Source organism: Enterococcus avium ATCC 14025, from assembly GCF_000406965.1.
GTDB lineage: Bacteria > Bacillota > Bacilli > Lactobacillales > Enterococcaceae > Enterococcus_A > Enterococcus_A avium.
The window spans coordinates 358,837-374,031 of the sequence record NZ_KE136364.1 but is presented as its reverse complement, the minus strand read 5'-3'; the positions used below and the strand labels follow the sequence as shown (position 1 = coordinate 374,031).

Below are 15,195 nucleotides of genomic sequence, written 5' to 3'. Positions count from 1 at the left end.
TATTAATCATCTAATTCGACATTGTGATAAACTTGTTGAACATCTTCTAACTCGTCCAACACATCAATCATTTTCTCAAATTTTTCTAAATCATCACCAGTTAAAGTGACTTCATTCTGAGGAATCATTTGCATTTCAGCAACGGAAAATTCTGTAATACCTTTTTCTTTCAAGGCTTCTTGAATCGCATTGAAATCTTCAGGTTCACCATAGACAATGATCTGACCTTCTTCATCTACTACATCGCGTACATCGATTTCTTTGTCCATTAAGTATTCCAAAATTTCGTCAGCATCTTCTCCAGTAAAACCAAATAGTGCCGTATTGTCGAACATATAAGAAACCGCACCAGAAACACCCATGTTCCCACCGTTTTTACCAAAAGCAGCACGAACATCTGAAGCTGTCCGATTTACATTATTTGTTAATGCATCTACGATTACCATTGAACCGTTCGGGCCGAAGCCTTCGTAACGTAATTCTTGGAACGTTTCATCGCCAGAACCTTTTGCTTTTTCAATCGCTCGATCAATAATATGTTTTGGAACATTATACGTTTTCGCACGTTCGATAACAAAACGCAATTTTTGATTGGCATGCGGATCAGGCTCACCCGATTTAGCAGCTGCATAAATCTCAATTCCAAATTTAGCGTAAATTTTACTGTTGTTTGCATCTTTCGCAGTTTTCTTAGCTACGATATTCGCCCATTTACGTCCCATGTTTTCACTTCTCTTTCGTTAATTTCATACTTTCTCATTATAACGACTCCCTTGCGCTTTGCAAAGTATTTTTTATACTCGAATCGGAAATCGACCAATCGTTTGTTCCATAGGGTGAACTAATTGGTAAACTTGATCCGCACGATAAGTTAAGAAATGTTTTTCTTTTTCCTTTTGACCTATTTTCGCGGCCACTGGTAACGTAAATTTTTTCTTCATATTATTTAAATAAGTCTGTCCCTTTTCAGTAAAGCCCAAAATATGCAGCATTGTATTCTCCTGCTCCATTTGTATCTCAACTTCTTTGACTTGTAGCAAAACATAGGTTAAAAGACGTTGTAATCGAGGCTGTGTGTAACGTTTCGTACTGATTTCTCTTAAATAATTCGAAAAACTACCAAGATCTCGCTCAACTAAGCGATGCTCTAGACCTTCCCTCATCTGATAAATATCTCGCAGTTTGTCCAATGAACTTGCCCGTAATTGATAATTTAAATACGGCCAAAAATCTGACCATGAGATATGACACTGACTCACTTCAGCTTGTGTCTCCTTTGGCACAAATGCTGAGATATCTTCTCCCGTCAGAACAGCTTGTCGAATCCCTGTTGCACTTGCAAATTGATCAATAACTAACTGCTCATCATGGTAGCCTTGATCTTTACGCACTAGCGGAAAAATTTCCATTGGCTGTTCGTACATTGCATTTTCCTTTGCATAGCTTAATCCTAAAATATGGTTAGGAGGAAACGCCTTCGCTTTTGGATACAAACGTGAAACAACTTCAGCCATTTTTTCCGGATAACTCCAGCCAATGGGAAGTTCGTGAAAAAGCTGATCAATCGCTGTCTTCTCTTCAATAAAAAAACGACCGTATTCGGCGTAATCAAAAAGAGAATCACTATCTGTACCAAAACATAGGGCATCACACTTCAAAGCTTGCAGTAGCTTAATACTGCCTCTAGCGAAATAATCTGCAGATTGTACCGCCCATGAAAAGGGCAGTTCCACCACGAGATCAACCCCATTTTGCAAGGCTGTCTTTGTTCGTGCCCATTTGTCTATGATCGCCGGTTCTCCTCGTTGTAAAAAATTCCCACTCATTACAGCCACCACCACATCAGCACCACTTAATTCACGTGCCTTTTCAGCATGATATCGATGTCCATTATGGAAGGGATTGTACTCTACTACGATTCCACAGCTGCGCATATTGATCCTCCTTCTCTCTTTGTTAACGCTAAGCAGCGAAGATAAATTCACAAAAAAACCGAGATTTCTCTCGGCTATTTTTGACAGACAAAAAACCAACGTTTACTTGTCTTACTCGGTGCTTCATCTGTAAAGTCTGCAAAGACTTCAAACTTAAAACCAACCTCAGTTAACATCTTCTGATATGTTTCTAATGGATATGTCCGTTCCTTATGCAATTCATCGATTCGTTCAAACATTTCGTCTTCTCTTTTAACAAAGAATGTCAAAAAATGTTCAACACTATGAGGAAAATCGCCTGAATAGCTATCCCACAGAAAGGCAAAATCATCAGTTTGATCATGAAAACTATAGTCGGGAAAAATTTCATCTATTTGATGTGTCGAATGGACATCAAAAACAAATGTTCCTGAAACTTCTAATAAATCATATACACCCTCAAAAACTTGTTTGACTTGTGTTACGTCCCCCATATAGCAAAGGGAATCTGAAAAACAGGTAACTGCTTGGTAGTTTCCAATATCTGTTAAATCCAACATATCTCCAGCAATCCAATTAATAGAGACATTTTCTTGAATAGCACGATTACTGGCCAGTGTCAGCATTTCCTCAGATAGGTCCAATCCTGTTATCTCAAAACCATTTTTAGCAAATTCTACCGCTAATGCCCCAGTCCCACAAGCTAGTTCCAAAACTTGGTTCGTTGTTTTTGGCAGATGACGCATTGAAAAGTCCAACCATTTCTGGTATAAAGAATCGTCCATTATCTCATCATATACAAAGGCGAATGTTTCATAGGCCATTAATCTAACCAAGCCTCGATATTTTCAAGCGGTGCATCTGACCACAATTTTTCTAAATTATAAAATTCACGTTCTGAAGTACTGAAGACATGAACAATCACATCACCTAAGTCGATCAAGACCCACTTCCCGCCATCTTTTCCTTCAACCCGTTTCACTTCTACTTGTGCTTCTTCTTCTTTGTCAATAATTTCATCGACAATCGCATTGATTTGACGATCCGAATTCGCTGAACAAATCAGAAAATAATCCGCCAATAATGAGACCTGTGAGACATTTAAAGCCACAATATCAACTGCTCGTTTCGAATCAGCTGCCTTCACGGCGATTTCTAACATATTTTTACTATCTATGATAATTCTCCTCCTTATTCCAAATCACTTGCTTATTCAATATTGCTACTATTATCATTATTTTACATCATTCTGGATACCCAACGATTATATGTCTCAATCGTTTTAGGATAAACTGGCGTTTCACTTTCGATTAGATGAGCCAGTGTATGTTTCGTTTCAAATGCTACGGCTTGATCTAAATCACTAAAAGCAATGACACGCGCATCTTCTACTCCTGGAAAATGTCTTCCCGGTTCGATGTAGTCTGCTACATAAATAATCTTATCTAATAACGTCATTTCTGCTGCTCCTGTAGTGTGAAGACGAATCGCATTCAATATCTCTTCATCTGTAATCTCTAACTCACGCGCAACAAAGTCCGCGCCTACAAGCCCATGCCAGATAGCATTGCCGTACTTTAACAGCTCTGTTTTATTCTCATAATTTCCTTTAGCAATTGCCAATTTAAATTCTTCATCAGAACGTTCTTTCGCATAGTCATGCGTCAGTGCTGCAATACTTGCCTTTTTAGGTGAGCCACCAAAGCGTTCTGCCAAAGCCACTGCTGTTTCTTCAACACCTAAAACGTGCTTGAAACGACGTTCACTCATTCGCATCTGAACAGCTTGCATCAGTGCTTCACGATCTAATGCTGTATACTTTTCATCATATTTCATCAAGGTACAATCCTTCTTCTGTGATATATTCCCGCACTCGATCTGGAACAAGGTAGCGAATCGAACAACCTTGATTAACCTGTTTTCTAATATAGGAAGACGATAATTGGATTTCGGGTACATCAACCCAAATGATTGGATATGGGCTTTCCGATGAATATCCTGCGCGCTTCACCCCTACAAAGTTAACGAGGCGAACCAGTTCATCAATTCGATGCCATTTAGGCAGATAAGCAACCTCATCCCCGCCAATAATGAAATAATACTCCGTATCAGGGTTTTCAGCAGTCATTTCCAGCATCGTATCAATCGTATAGCTTTTACCTTTACGAGCAAGCTCTCTTGTATCTATTGATAAAAAAGAATTATCTTCAATCGCCAATTTGGCCATCGCCAATCGATGCTTACTATCGATCGTTTTCTTTTCGTCGATATGCGGCGGTAAATAACTTGGCAGTAGATGTACTTCGTCAAATCCCATTTTCTGTCCGACCTGTTCCGCAATCATTAAGTGCGCATTATGAATCGGATTAAAGTTACCACCCAATAGACCGACCTGCTTTTTAGGCATCATAGTATCCGTCATTGGTTTGACTTTTGGAATCGTTAAGACATCTTGATACAACAGTTACTCCCCCTCATTATTCTAAAAAGTTGTTTAAATCCCTTGCACTTCTTTCGAGATTTTTTGATACTTTTCTTTGCTTGAAGCTTTGTATAAAACCAATACACGTCCAATGATTTGAACAATCTCACAATTAATTTTTTCTTCTAATACGTGAGCCACATCTTCAGCAATCTCATCAGTATTTTGCAATAAATTGATTTTGATCAATTCCCTTTTCTCTAACGCTTCATTGATCTGAACAATTACTGCGTCATTGATCCCATTTTTTCCAATTTGAAAAATCGGTTGTAAATGATGGGCCTGACTGCGTAAGAAACGTTTTTGTTTTCCTCTTAATTCCATTCATACTCCCCTTATTTAGATGATAGATTTTAAATTAATGCTTTGCGGGTCAAGACATCTACACTCTTAGGTGCCCAGCCAGCTACAACGGCGGGCTTCGTCACCGTTACCCAGCCAAGTCCCGCAAAAACAATATCCGACTTTTCTTTGATAGAAAATTCGAAACGAACTAGTTCTGGGAAACTCTCGACTTCATCTGGACGCGGTGGTTGTAGTAATCCTCCAATATGTTTTTCATAGAAGGCATCCGCTTTTTCCAATTTTGTTCGATGCGGATCAATATCATTTGACACATAAGCAACAAATGGAGCGCGATCCCCTTGAATGAAATCAAAACGAGCTAAACCGCCTAAGAATAATGTTTGACCGGCGTTTAACTGATAGACTTTAGGCTTTATTTCTTTGTGCGGAGCAATAATCTTCAAGTCTTTCTTTCCAAGATAATGCGCCATCTGATGCCGATGGATGATTCCCGGCGTATCAAATAAATAGTGGCCATCGTCTAAAGGAATCTCGATCTTATCTAAAGTAGTACCTGGAAACTGAGAGGTTGTAATTAAATCCTGAACACCAGCAGTTTGCTTAATGATTTGATTAATCAATGTTGATTTCCCAACATTTGTCACACCCACTACATAAACATCTCGACCATTTCGATACTCTTCAATTTTTTCTAATAAATCAGCCATTTCATTTGATTTACGCGCACTTGTTAATAAGATGTCAATAGGTCGCAAGCCTTCTTCATGAGCACGTTCTCGCATCCATTGTGTTAAACGCCCTCTCTTCAATGATTTCGGTAATAAATCGACTTTATTTCCGACTAACAGCACTGGATTATCACCGACAAAACGGTGCAGCCCAGGAATCAATGAGCCATTAAAATCAAAAATGTCCACCACATTTACAATCAAGGCGTCTGCTTTTCCTAACTCATTCAATAAACGTAAAAAGTCATCATCAGTCAATGACACATCTTGAATCTCATTATAATGACGCAAACGAAAGCAGCGCTGACAGTAAACTTCGCCACTGGCTAGGCCTTTTTCCAAAGCTGAAAGCGGTGTGTAGCCTAATTCATTTGAATGCTCTGTTTGAATCTTTGCACCACAGCCGATACAAAATAATTCTTCTTCCATTTATAGTTCACTCTTCCATTTCATATCAGGATCTTTGCGCAACAAAATATGCATCACACGACGTTCAAAAAAACGATTGATTCGCGTATTCCAACCATCTGTGTTTAAAATGGGACGAACCAGAATGCTGCGTATACCAGCTGCATTAGCTCCGCGAATATCAGTCATCACTTGATCACCAATCATAACAATCTCATCTTTTGAAACACCCAATTGCTGCTGAGCATTCTTTATTCCCACCGCAAATGGTTTCATTGCCCGAGCAACAAAGTCTAGTTGAAAGCTTTCTAACGCTTTAGCCACGCGGCTAGCCTTATTATTTGAAACAACAACCACAGGAATTCCTGCGTCATCCATCATTTTCAGCCAATCAATCAGCTCTTTTGTACCGTTAGGATTGTTCCAAGCAATCAAGGTATTATCTAAATCCGTCAAAACCGCTCTGAATCCATGCATCTTTAATTGCTCAGGGGTTATTTGATAAATGGCTTCGACCATCCACGTTGGTTTGTATTTATCTAACATGGCAACTCCTATAACTTTATTTATACTTCTACAAAACCTGATTATAACGCAATTTTTTTGAAAACTCTACATTTCGCTACAAAGGTTTAAAAAAAGACTAGGCTTTCTTTGCCTAGTCTCACTATTCTTATAATACTTTTGACAAAAAATCAATCGTTCGAGGGCTTTTCGTGTGGTCAAAAACGTCCTCTGGAGTTCCTTCTTCTACAATCACACCGCCATCCATAAAGATGACACGATCGCCAACTTCCTTAGCAAATCCCATTTCGTGAGTCACGATCATCATGGTCATTCCTTCTTTAGCCAGCTGCTGCATAACTTCTAATACGTCGCCGACCATTTCAGGATCAAGTGCTGAGGTTGGTTCATCAAAGAGCATAACATCTGGTTGCATTGCTAATGCGCGTGCGATAGCAATACGCTGCTGTTGTCCACCAGATAACGATTGCGGGTACGCCCCAGCTTTTTCCGACAAGCCCACTTTTTCAAGCAATTCCTTCGCGATCGTTTCCGCTTCAGCTTTTGCCAATCCTTTAACCTTAATCGGTGATAAAGTGATATTGTCTAAAACCGTCATATTGGGAAATAAATTGAACTGTTGAAAAACCATCCCCATTTTTTCACGTGTTTTAAAAATGTCATTCTTTTTATCGGTAATATCTGTTCCTTCGAATCTAATAGTGCCTGAAGTCGGAACCTCCAATAAATTGACACATCGTAAAAACGTGCTTTTTCCAGAACCAGAGGGCCCGATAATCACGACCACTTCGCCTGGGAGAATCTCCGCAGATATATCCTTCAGGACTTCATTGTCACCAAATTTTTTATTTAGATGTTCAATTTGAATCAATGCTTCTGTCATTATATTCACCTCTGCTCCTTATCGCTGATAGCCTTTTCCAAGTTTTTTCTCCCACAGATTTACTAAACGGGAAGTGATGAAGGTCATCACGAAATAAACGGCCGCAGCGACAATTAATGGTTCTAAAGGAATATAAGAGTTTGAGACAACGATTTGGGCAGAGCCCATTAATTCATTGATCCCAATCGTTGCAAGCAAAGATGAATCCTTAATCAAAGTAATAAATTCATTTCCTAATGGCGGTAGGATGTTTCTCAACGCTTGTGGTAAGATCACATAACGCATTGTTTGCGCTGGACGCAATCCTAATGAATGCGCAGCTTCCGTCTGACCATAATTCACCGCTGTAATACCGCCACGAATGATTTCTGCAACATAGGCTCCAGAATTCAAAGATAGGACAATCATCCCTGGAAATAAGCGACTCAGGCTAACTGTTAACACCCCGACATCTAAATCTTTGGAAGGAAAAAAACCTTGTAAAATTAAAAATCCGATTGTAATTTGTAATAACATCGGAGTGCCGCGAAGCACTTCGATGTAGATATTTGCTAACCAGTTTAAGGGCTTGTGTTTAGATAACTTTAATAGTGCCATTGCAAGACCGATTAAAGTCCCAAGACAAACTGTTACTAGCGAGATAATAACGGTAATTCCCGCTCCTGAAACGAAATAAGATAAGTATTTATCCAAAAAAGAAAAGTTCAAAACCTGTTTCCCCTATTCTTCTGCTGATTTTTCGGCTAATTCATGATTTTGTTGAACATATTCATCAATCTTGCCTTCATCATTCAACTTTTTGATAATCTTATTAATTTCTGCTTGTAGTTTATCACTGCCATCTTTTGGTAAAGCAATTGCGAAGGCTTCATCTTCATTTGCCTTTAAATCAATATTAGCGATCATTAATTCAGGATTTTGTTGGACATAAGATTCTGCGATTGTTTTTTCTACAACCATTGCATCTAACGAACCGCTGTTCACTTCAATCACCATGTTTGGTACTTTTTCGATTGAAACAAGTTTGGCATCTTTAATTTGTGTTTTTACAACATCCTCTTGAATCGAACCTTTTTGCGCACCGACATTTTTATCTTTTAACGTTTCTAAACTTGTAAATTTATTTTCATTCTTTTTATTGATAATCACTACTTGTGGCGGATTGTAGTAGTTATCCGTAAAGTTAAATTGTTCCTGACGTTCTTTTGTAGCAGAAATCGCTGAGATAGCGATATCCGATTTTCCTTCCTTCAATGAAGCTAAAACGGTGTTAAAGCTCATGTCTGAAACTTCCGCCTTGACTCCTAATTGCTTGGCAATCTCATTGACTAAATCGATATCTGCACCGACAATTTTATCTTTACCGTCCACCATGGTATGGAACTCAAACGGCGCATAGTCCGCTGAAGTTGCAACCTTTAATACGCCTGCTTTTTTGATTGCTGCCAATTGATCCTCTGTTTTAGCACTTGATGAGTCCGATGATTTATCGCCGCCTCCACCACATGCTGCTAGGGTAAATAATGCTACTAATGTCATAACTAAGCCGGTAATCTTTTTCATCCTAATTCCTCCTATTTTTGAATGCTTTTTTCAATGAATTTATTATAGCATGTAATTTTCATAAAACAAGCATTTTTATGTATAAATATTAAAATATTTTTGGAAATAAGTTCTATTGTTGCATATATCCCACCCCTAAATGTATAAATATTTTTATCATGATTGATAGAAAACTTCTGACTACTCTCAATTTTCATTATATAAAAACAAAGACGACGGCCTTTGCCGTCGTCGGATGTTTGGTTAAAATTTACGAAATCGTTGATATCTATTTTCGATCAATTCTTTAGTAGAAATTTTTGATAACTCAGTAATTTTTTCAATCAATAATTTTTTCATCATGCGAATAATCTTATCTTCACTGAGTTTTTTTCCCTTCAACGTTTCAGGAATGACTCGATCAATAACATCTAGCTCTAAAAGCTCAGCTGCGGTAATTTTCATCAGCTCTGCCGCCTCATCCGCGCGCTTTCCATCTTTCCAAAGAATCGATGCAAAGCCTTCGGGTGAAAGAATCGCATAAATGCTGTATTCCATCATCCAGACTTCATCAGCTAAAGCCAAGGCTAAAGCACCCCCACTACCGCCTTCTCCAGTTACAATCGAAATAATTGGTACTTTTAAATCAGACATTTCCATAAGGTTACGAGCAATGGCTTCCCCCTCGCCACGCTCTTCGGCTTCAACACCGCAGAAAGCTCCAGGCGTATTCACGAAGCAAATCACAGGTCGCTTGAATTTTTCTGCCTGCTTCATTAAACGTAACGCTTTGCGATAACCTTCAGGATTGGGCTGACCGAAATTACGCGCCATATTTTCTTTTAGATCGTTTCCTTTTTGAATCCCGATCACAGTGACTGGCTTTCCTGCAAGATTCGCAATTCCGCCAACAATCGCAGGATCATCACCGAATAAACGATCACCATGGAATTCTTGAAAATCGGTAAAAATTTTTTCGAAATAATCCAGACTAGTCAGACGTTCTTGATGTCTCGCTAATTTTACAATTTCTCCAGCAGTCAGACCCATTATTCGCACCAGCCTTTCTGTTGATGGAATGATAATAATTGCGTTAAACGATCGCGCAGCTCTAAACGCGGAACGATCTGATCAATAAACCCATGCTGCAAAAGAAATTCCGCTTTTTGGAAATCATCCGGCAGTTGTTGACGAATCGTCTGTTCGATCACTCGTCGACCAGCAAATCCAACTAAAGTTTGTGGTTCAGCTAAGATAATATCGCCTTCCATCGCGAAACTAGCGGTCACGCCACCAGTTGTCGGATCAGTTAAGACAGTAATATAAAGTAAGCCGGCATTACTATGGCGCTTAACCGCCGCCGAAATTTTAGCCATTTGCATTAAAGAAAAAATTCCTTCTTGCATTCGAGCACCACCAGAAGCCGTAAAAAGCACGACTGGTAATTCTTCAACGATCGCTTTTTCAAAGAGTCGCGTGATTTTTTCACCAACCACAGTTCCCATACTGCCCATAATAAAGTTAGCATCCATTACACCGATTGCAACATTTTGATCATTAATCGTTGCCTTGCCTGTTATAATAGCTTCATCCAACCCAGTTGCTTCTTTTGTTTTATCGATTTTAGCCAAATACCCAGGAAAATCAATCGGATTTTTTTGAACTAAATCATTGTCCCAATCGATAAAACTTTTTTCATCAATCGTCAATGCCAATCGTTCCCAAGCGCTGATTCGAAAGCTGTATCCACAGTGAGGACAAACTTTTTCGGCACCCATCTCTTTTTTATAGAGTGTTCGTTTACAATTTGGACATTTCGCCCACATATCGTCAGGGACAGTTGGCTTCGTTGTCGGTACACTGTCGCGATTAGGATTGATCCGAATGTAGTTTTTTTTCTTATTAAAAAGGCCCACCTAAATTCCTCCTACTCGCTTTGTTGCCATTCAGGTAAAAATGTTTTTTGTAAGAAGCTTGTATCATAATCTCCAAATAAAACACTTGGGTGGCTGATCAGATCCATTTGGAATTCAACGTTCGTAATCACACCATCTGAAACAAATTCACCTAAGGCTCTTTGCATCTTCATTAGAGCATCAAAACGATCTTCTCCGTGAACAATAATCTTCGCAATCATTGAATCATAATATGGTGGGATTGTCACTCCGCTGTACATCGCACTGTCTACGCGTAAGCCTAAACCACCGCTTGGTAATAGCAACGTTTTGATTTTCCCTGGAGAAGGCGCAAAATTGAACGCTGGATTTTCAGCATTGATCCGACACTCGATAGAATGGCCCTGAAATTTTACGTCTGATTGTTTTAAACCTAAAGGCTCGCCAGCAGCAATCTTGATTTGCTTTTTGACAATATCGATTCCCGTGATCATTTCTGTGATGGGATGCTCCACTTGGATACGCGTATTCATCTCCATAAAGTAGAAATTGCCCTCTTCATCACGTAAAAACTCAATTGTTCCAGCGCTTTCGTAATTTACAGCCTTTCCTGCCTTAACAGCAATATCTCCAAGCATCTTACGATTCTCTTCGCCAATCACTACAGAAGGCGCTTCTTCTAAAACCTTTTGATTGTTCCGTTGTAATGAACAATCTCGTTCGCCTAGATGAATGACCTCACCCTGCTGATCCCCAAGAATCTGCACCTCAATATGGCGCGCTGGGTAAATAATTTTTTCCATGTACATCGCATCATCGCCAAAAGCTGCTTTAGCTTCTGATTTCGCAGATAGAAAATGTTTTTCAAGTTCACTTTTCTTAGGAACTTTACGAATGCCTTTCCCGCCTCCGCCAGCAGCAGCTTTCAGCATGACTGGATAACCGATTTTATCTGCTAGTTTTTCAGCTTCCTCTAAAGTATCGATCGCTCCATCACTGCCGGGAATGACTGGAACACCGGCTTCTTGCATCAATTGTCGCGCGTGGATTTTATTTCCCATCGCGTCGATGGTTTTTTCACTTGGTCCGATAAATTTGATATTGCATTCGGCACACATCGTTGCAAACAAACTATTTTCTGACAAGAAACCAAAACCTGGATGGATTGCTTCTGCATTGGTCACAATTGCTGCGCTTAAAATTTCCTGCATGTTTAAATAGGATTCGCTTGAACGAGCCGGACCGATGCAAATCGCTTCGTCCGCCATCTCAGTGTGTAATGCTTCTTTATCCGCCTCAGAATAAACCGCGACTGTCTGAATTCCTAATTCACGACAGGCACGGATGATTCGTACGGCAATTTCGCCACGGTTGGCGATCAAAATTTTTGAAAACATAGACATCTATCCAATCATAAAAGTCAATTCTGCTTCGGCTACTTTTTTGCCATCGACATACGCGATGCCTTTTCCGCAACCAGCTGAAGAACGAACCTTTGTTAATTCTACTTCTAATACTAAAGTATCTCCCGGCACGACTTTCTTACGGAATTTCGCTTTATCGATTCCGCCAAAATAAGCTGTTTTGCCTTTGAACTCCTCCATTGATAATAAAGCGACAGCACCTGCTTGGGCCATTGCTTCAACGATTAATACACCAGGCATTACTGGTTCATGAGGGAAATGTCCTTGGAAGAATGGTTCATTAACAGAAACATTTTTCTTTGCTTTGATACTTTTACCTGCTTCTAATTCTTCTACGCGATCGATCAACAACATTGGATAGCGATGCGGGATAATTTCTTTAATTTCTTCAATTGTTAGCATTTTAAATCCTCCTCGTTCATATTAACGGATTGTTTTTTTATCAGTCTGATTTTCTCTACGTAGCCTAATTCACTAAAGTTAGAAACCCGAAGAATTTGGAAAATAAAATCAATTCAAAAAACAACCTTTTAATTGTCGTTGGCATCCGAGTCCACTAACCATTAAAAACACCCAAGTGTAACTCATAACGAACAGCCTATTTAACCAATTCGGAATAGTGGTTGGCCGTATTCAACAACGTCTTCATTTTCTACTAAGATCTCAGTAACAGTGCCATCAAAATCACTTGTGATTTCATTTAGCAATTTCATTGCTTCAATGATGCAAACAGTTTCTCCCTGTTTCACTGAATCACCAACTGATTTATAGGCCTCTTGATCTGGAGATGGCTGTAAGTAGACAATCCCTACGATTGGTGAAGTGATAACTTGACCTTCTCCTTTTGCCACAGTTGGTGCTGCTTCCGGTTCAACCGTTGTCGAACTAGTCGAAGTTGCTACAGCGACTGGCGCTTCCACGGATTGTTCCGTTTGACTAGGTGCCGCAGTTTGACGACTTGTTTGATTTTTATTCATATATAATTCAAAACTGCCCTCTCGTAAATCAAATTCAGTGAGATTCGAATCGTTGAATTGATTCAGCAGTTCCTTGACTTCATTGATTTCCATTGTTATGCCTCCCAGCGTTTCAAACAGATCACAGCGTTGTGACCGCCAAAACCTAGAGAATTACTTACAGCGTAGTTGACTGTTGTTTCTTTTGCTTCATTAATTACAACATTTGCTACAACCTCTGGATCGATCTCTTTAATATTTGCAGTTGGTGGAATAAATTGATGTTGTAAAGCCATTAGGGATGCTACCGCTTCGACTCCGCCAGCACCGCCCAATAAGTGGCCAGTCAACGATTTTGTACTGCTGACATAAGCATTGTCAGTCAATGCTTTTGCAATCGCTCGACTCTCAGGAACATCATTAGGTGGCGTACTTGTACCGTGAGCATTCACATAATTCACTTCTTCTGGCTGAATCCCAGCCTCTTTAATTGCTTCAGTAATCGCTCTTGCAGCACCATCACCATCAGGTGTAGGCGATGTCATATGGTATGCATCACAGGTTGCACCATAACCAACAACTTCACCTAGAATTTTTGCACCGCGTTTTTGCGCATGGTCTAAAGATTCCAAGACCAAGACACCGGCACCTTCTCCCATCACAAATCCGTTACGATCTTTATCAAACGGAATGGATGCACGAGCAGGATCTTCCGAAGTGCTCAAAGCTGTTAAGGCCGCAAAACCAGCTATTCCAATTTTGTTAATACATGATTCAGCACCACCAGCGACAATTACATCAGAATAGCCATGCTTTATATTTCTAAACGCTTCACCGATTGAATGTGTACCACTAGCACAAGCTGTTACAGTACTAGTACAAATTCCTTTTGCACCAATTCGTAATGCCACATTTCCTGCAGCCATATTAGCAATAGCCAAAGGAACAAACATTGGTGATACTCGAGCGGGGCCCTTTGCATCCATTTTTAGTACCTGATCTTGGATTGTTCCCAAACCGCCAACACCAGAGCCAATCATCACGCCAAAACGTTCCATGTTTTCCTCTTCTGTGTTAATACCGCTCATTTCTAACGCTTCAAGAGCAGAATAGATGGCATATAATGAATAAGTTTCCATCCGTTTCGTATCTTTTTTAACAAAATATTTTTCCAAAGGGAAATCCTTGACTTCTGCTGCTACCGAGATACCAGTTTCGCTGGCATCAAAACGCGTGATCGGTCCAAAACCATGATTTCCTTCTTTTAAATTCTTTAAAAATGTCTCTTCATCGTTACCAATTGGTGATGCGACACCAAAGCCTGTAATTACAACACGATTCATTTACTTCCGTCCTTTCTTTACATGACCATTCCGCCATCCACATTTAGCACTTGGCCAGTGATGTAGCTGTTTTGAGCTAAGAATAACGCAGCATTCGCTACATCCTCTACACTGCCGAAACATTTCAACGGGATTTGACCTTCCATTTGTTCTTTTACTTTATCGTTTAATTCATCTGTCATATCTGTTTTGATAAAACCTGGAGCGATCGCGTTGCAGGTGATGCCTCGCGGAGCAACTTCTCTAGCTACCGCTTTAGTAAATCCAATCACACCAGCTTTACTCGCTGCATAATTGCTTTGTCCAACATTTCCGATCAGACCAACCACACTAGAAAGGTTGATGATCACACCAGCGCGTTTTTTCATCATTTTTTTCAAAACTTGCTGGGTCATGTTGAAGGTTCCCTTCAAATTGATATCCATAACCGCATCGAAATCTTCCGGTTTCATGCGTAAAAGCAACTGATCCTTCGTGATACCAGCATTGTTGATCAAAATATCGATCGAGTCCAACGACTCTTCACATTCCTTAATCATTCTGCCCGCTTCATCGAATGAGCTGATGTCTCCGCAAATACTAATGCATTTTACGCCGAACGCTTCGATTTCAGCAATCTTGTCTGCTGGAATTTCCTTTCGACCGTTCAAAACGACATTTGCACCTGCTTGAGCAAAAGTCTTTGCGATGCCCCAGCCGATTCCACGACTACTGCCGGTAATAAACACTGTTTTATTCGTTAGTTCCATTCGATCCTCCTAATTCATTTTAAGGAATTTATTCTCACTAC

Annotated in this window: 19 protein-coding genes; all 19 read right to left on the bottom strand. The window is 39.8% G+C overall.

Features of this window, described 5'->3' with window-relative positions:
• Positions 1 to 2: 2 nt before the first annotated feature.
• Positions 3 to 722, bottom strand: a complete 720-nt coding sequence (locus OMU_RS14640; RefSeq protein ID WP_016180661.1) for a YebC/PmpR family DNA-binding transcriptional regulator — start codon at positions 720 to 722, stop codon at positions 3 to 5.
• 72 nt (positions 723 to 794) lie between these two features.
• A complete protein-coding gene (locus OMU_RS14635) occupies positions 795 to 1,934 on the bottom strand; it encodes a nucleotidyltransferase (protein WP_016180660.1) in 1,140 nt (379 codons plus the stop codon).
• A 74-nt stretch (positions 1,935 to 2,008) separates the two neighbouring features.
• Complete coding sequence (locus OMU_RS14630) at positions 2,009 to 2,737, bottom strand: class I SAM-dependent DNA methyltransferase (RefSeq protein WP_016180659.1); 729 nt, start codon at positions 2,735 to 2,737, stop codon at positions 2,009 to 2,011.
• Positions 2,737 to 3,093 carry a ribosome silencing factor gene (rsfS, locus tag OMU_RS14625; RefSeq protein WP_277956735.1) on the bottom strand — a complete coding sequence of 119 codons (357 nt, stop codon included), beginning with the start codon at positions 3,091 to 3,093 and terminating at the stop codon, positions 2,737 to 2,739. The genes OMU_RS14630 and rsfS overlap by 1 nt, the downstream gene beginning before the upstream one ends.
• A 59-nt stretch (positions 3,094 to 3,152) precedes the next feature.
• Positions 3,153 to 3,749, bottom strand: coding sequence for a bis(5'-nucleosyl)-tetraphosphatase (symmetrical) YqeK (yqeK, locus tag OMU_RS14620; RefSeq protein WP_016180657.1), 597 nt, complete (start codon positions 3,747 to 3,749; stop codon positions 3,153 to 3,155).
• A complete protein-coding gene (locus OMU_RS14615; protein WP_016180656.1) occupies positions 3,739 to 4,374 on the bottom strand; it encodes a nicotinate-nucleotide adenylyltransferase in 636 nt (211 codons plus the stop codon). The genes yqeK and OMU_RS14615 overlap by 11 nt, the downstream gene beginning before the upstream one ends.
• A gap of 33 nt (positions 4,375 to 4,407) precedes the next feature.
• Positions 4,408 to 4,719: a ribosome assembly RNA-binding protein YhbY gene (gene yhbY / locus OMU_RS14610; RefSeq protein ID WP_016180655.1), complete on the bottom strand. Its 312-nt coding sequence runs from the start codon at positions 4,717 to 4,719 to the stop codon at positions 4,408 to 4,410.
• 29 nt (positions 4,720 to 4,748) lie between these two features.
• The gene (yqeH, locus tag OMU_RS14605; protein ID WP_016180654.1) at positions 4,749 to 5,858 is read right to left on the bottom strand and encodes a ribosome biogenesis GTPase YqeH; all 1,110 of its coding nucleotides are present in this window, start codon (positions 5,856 to 5,858) and stop codon (positions 4,749 to 4,751) included.
• The gene (locus tag OMU_RS14600; protein ID WP_016180653.1) at positions 5,859 to 6,383 is read right to left on the bottom strand and encodes a YqeG family HAD IIIA-type phosphatase; all 525 of its coding nucleotides are present in this window, start codon (positions 6,381 to 6,383) and stop codon (positions 5,859 to 5,861) included. It lies immediately after the preceding gene.
• Positions 6,384 to 6,510: 127 nt separating this feature from the next.
• Positions 6,511 to 7,245: an amino acid ABC transporter ATP-binding protein gene (locus OMU_RS14595; protein WP_016180652.1), complete on the bottom strand. Its 735-nt coding sequence runs from the start codon at positions 7,243 to 7,245 to the stop codon at positions 6,511 to 6,513.
• Positions 7,246 to 7,263: 18 nt separating this feature from the next.
• Complete coding sequence (locus OMU_RS14590; protein ID WP_016180651.1) at positions 7,264 to 7,953, bottom strand: amino acid ABC transporter permease; 690 nt, start codon at positions 7,951 to 7,953, stop codon at positions 7,264 to 7,266.
• 12 nt (positions 7,954 to 7,965) lie between these two features.
• The gene (locus tag OMU_RS14585) at positions 7,966 to 8,808 is read right to left on the bottom strand and encodes a transporter substrate-binding domain-containing protein (RefSeq protein WP_016180650.1); all 843 of its coding nucleotides are present in this window, start codon (positions 8,806 to 8,808) and stop codon (positions 7,966 to 7,968) included.
• 243 nt (positions 8,809 to 9,051) lie between these two features.
• Positions 9,052 to 9,837: an acetyl-CoA carboxylase carboxyl transferase subunit alpha gene (locus tag OMU_RS14580; RefSeq protein ID WP_016180649.1), complete on the bottom strand. Its 786-nt coding sequence runs from the start codon at positions 9,835 to 9,837 to the stop codon at positions 9,052 to 9,054.
• The gene (accD, locus tag OMU_RS14575; RefSeq protein ID WP_016180648.1) at positions 9,837 to 10,703 is read right to left on the bottom strand and encodes an acetyl-CoA carboxylase, carboxyltransferase subunit beta; all 867 of its coding nucleotides are present in this window, start codon (positions 10,701 to 10,703) and stop codon (positions 9,837 to 9,839) included. Before accD ends, OMU_RS14580 begins: the two co-directional genes overlap by 1 nt.
• Before the next feature lie 11 nt (positions 10,704 to 10,714).
• Positions 10,715 to 12,079 carry an acetyl-CoA carboxylase biotin carboxylase subunit gene (locus OMU_RS14570; protein WP_016180647.1) on the bottom strand — a complete coding sequence of 455 codons (1,365 nt, stop codon included), beginning with the start codon at positions 12,077 to 12,079 and terminating at the stop codon, positions 10,715 to 10,717.
• A gap of 6 nt (positions 12,080 to 12,085) precedes the next feature.
• On the bottom strand, positions 12,086 to 12,508 hold the full coding sequence (fabZ, locus tag OMU_RS14565) for a 3-hydroxyacyl-ACP dehydratase FabZ (protein ID WP_016180646.1): 423 nt from the start codon (positions 12,506 to 12,508) through the stop codon (positions 12,086 to 12,088).
• Positions 12,509 to 12,708: 200 nt separating this feature from the next.
• Complete coding sequence (gene accB, locus OMU_RS14560) at positions 12,709 to 13,176, bottom strand: acetyl-CoA carboxylase biotin carboxyl carrier protein (RefSeq protein ID WP_016180645.1); 468 nt, start codon at positions 13,174 to 13,176, stop codon at positions 12,709 to 12,711.
• A 2-nt stretch (positions 13,177 to 13,178) separates the two neighbouring features.
• Complete coding sequence (fabF, locus tag OMU_RS14555; RefSeq protein WP_016180644.1) at positions 13,179 to 14,405, bottom strand: beta-ketoacyl-ACP synthase II; 1,227 nt, start codon at positions 14,403 to 14,405, stop codon at positions 13,179 to 13,181.
• 17 nt (positions 14,406 to 14,422) lie between these two features.
• Positions 14,423 to 15,154 (bottom strand): 3-oxoacyl-[acyl-carrier-protein] reductase, encoded by a 732-nt coding sequence (gene fabG / locus OMU_RS14550; protein ID WP_016180643.1) that lies wholly within the window; start codon positions 15,152 to 15,154, stop codon positions 14,423 to 14,425.
• Between the last annotated feature and the right edge of the window lie 41 nt (positions 15,155 to 15,195).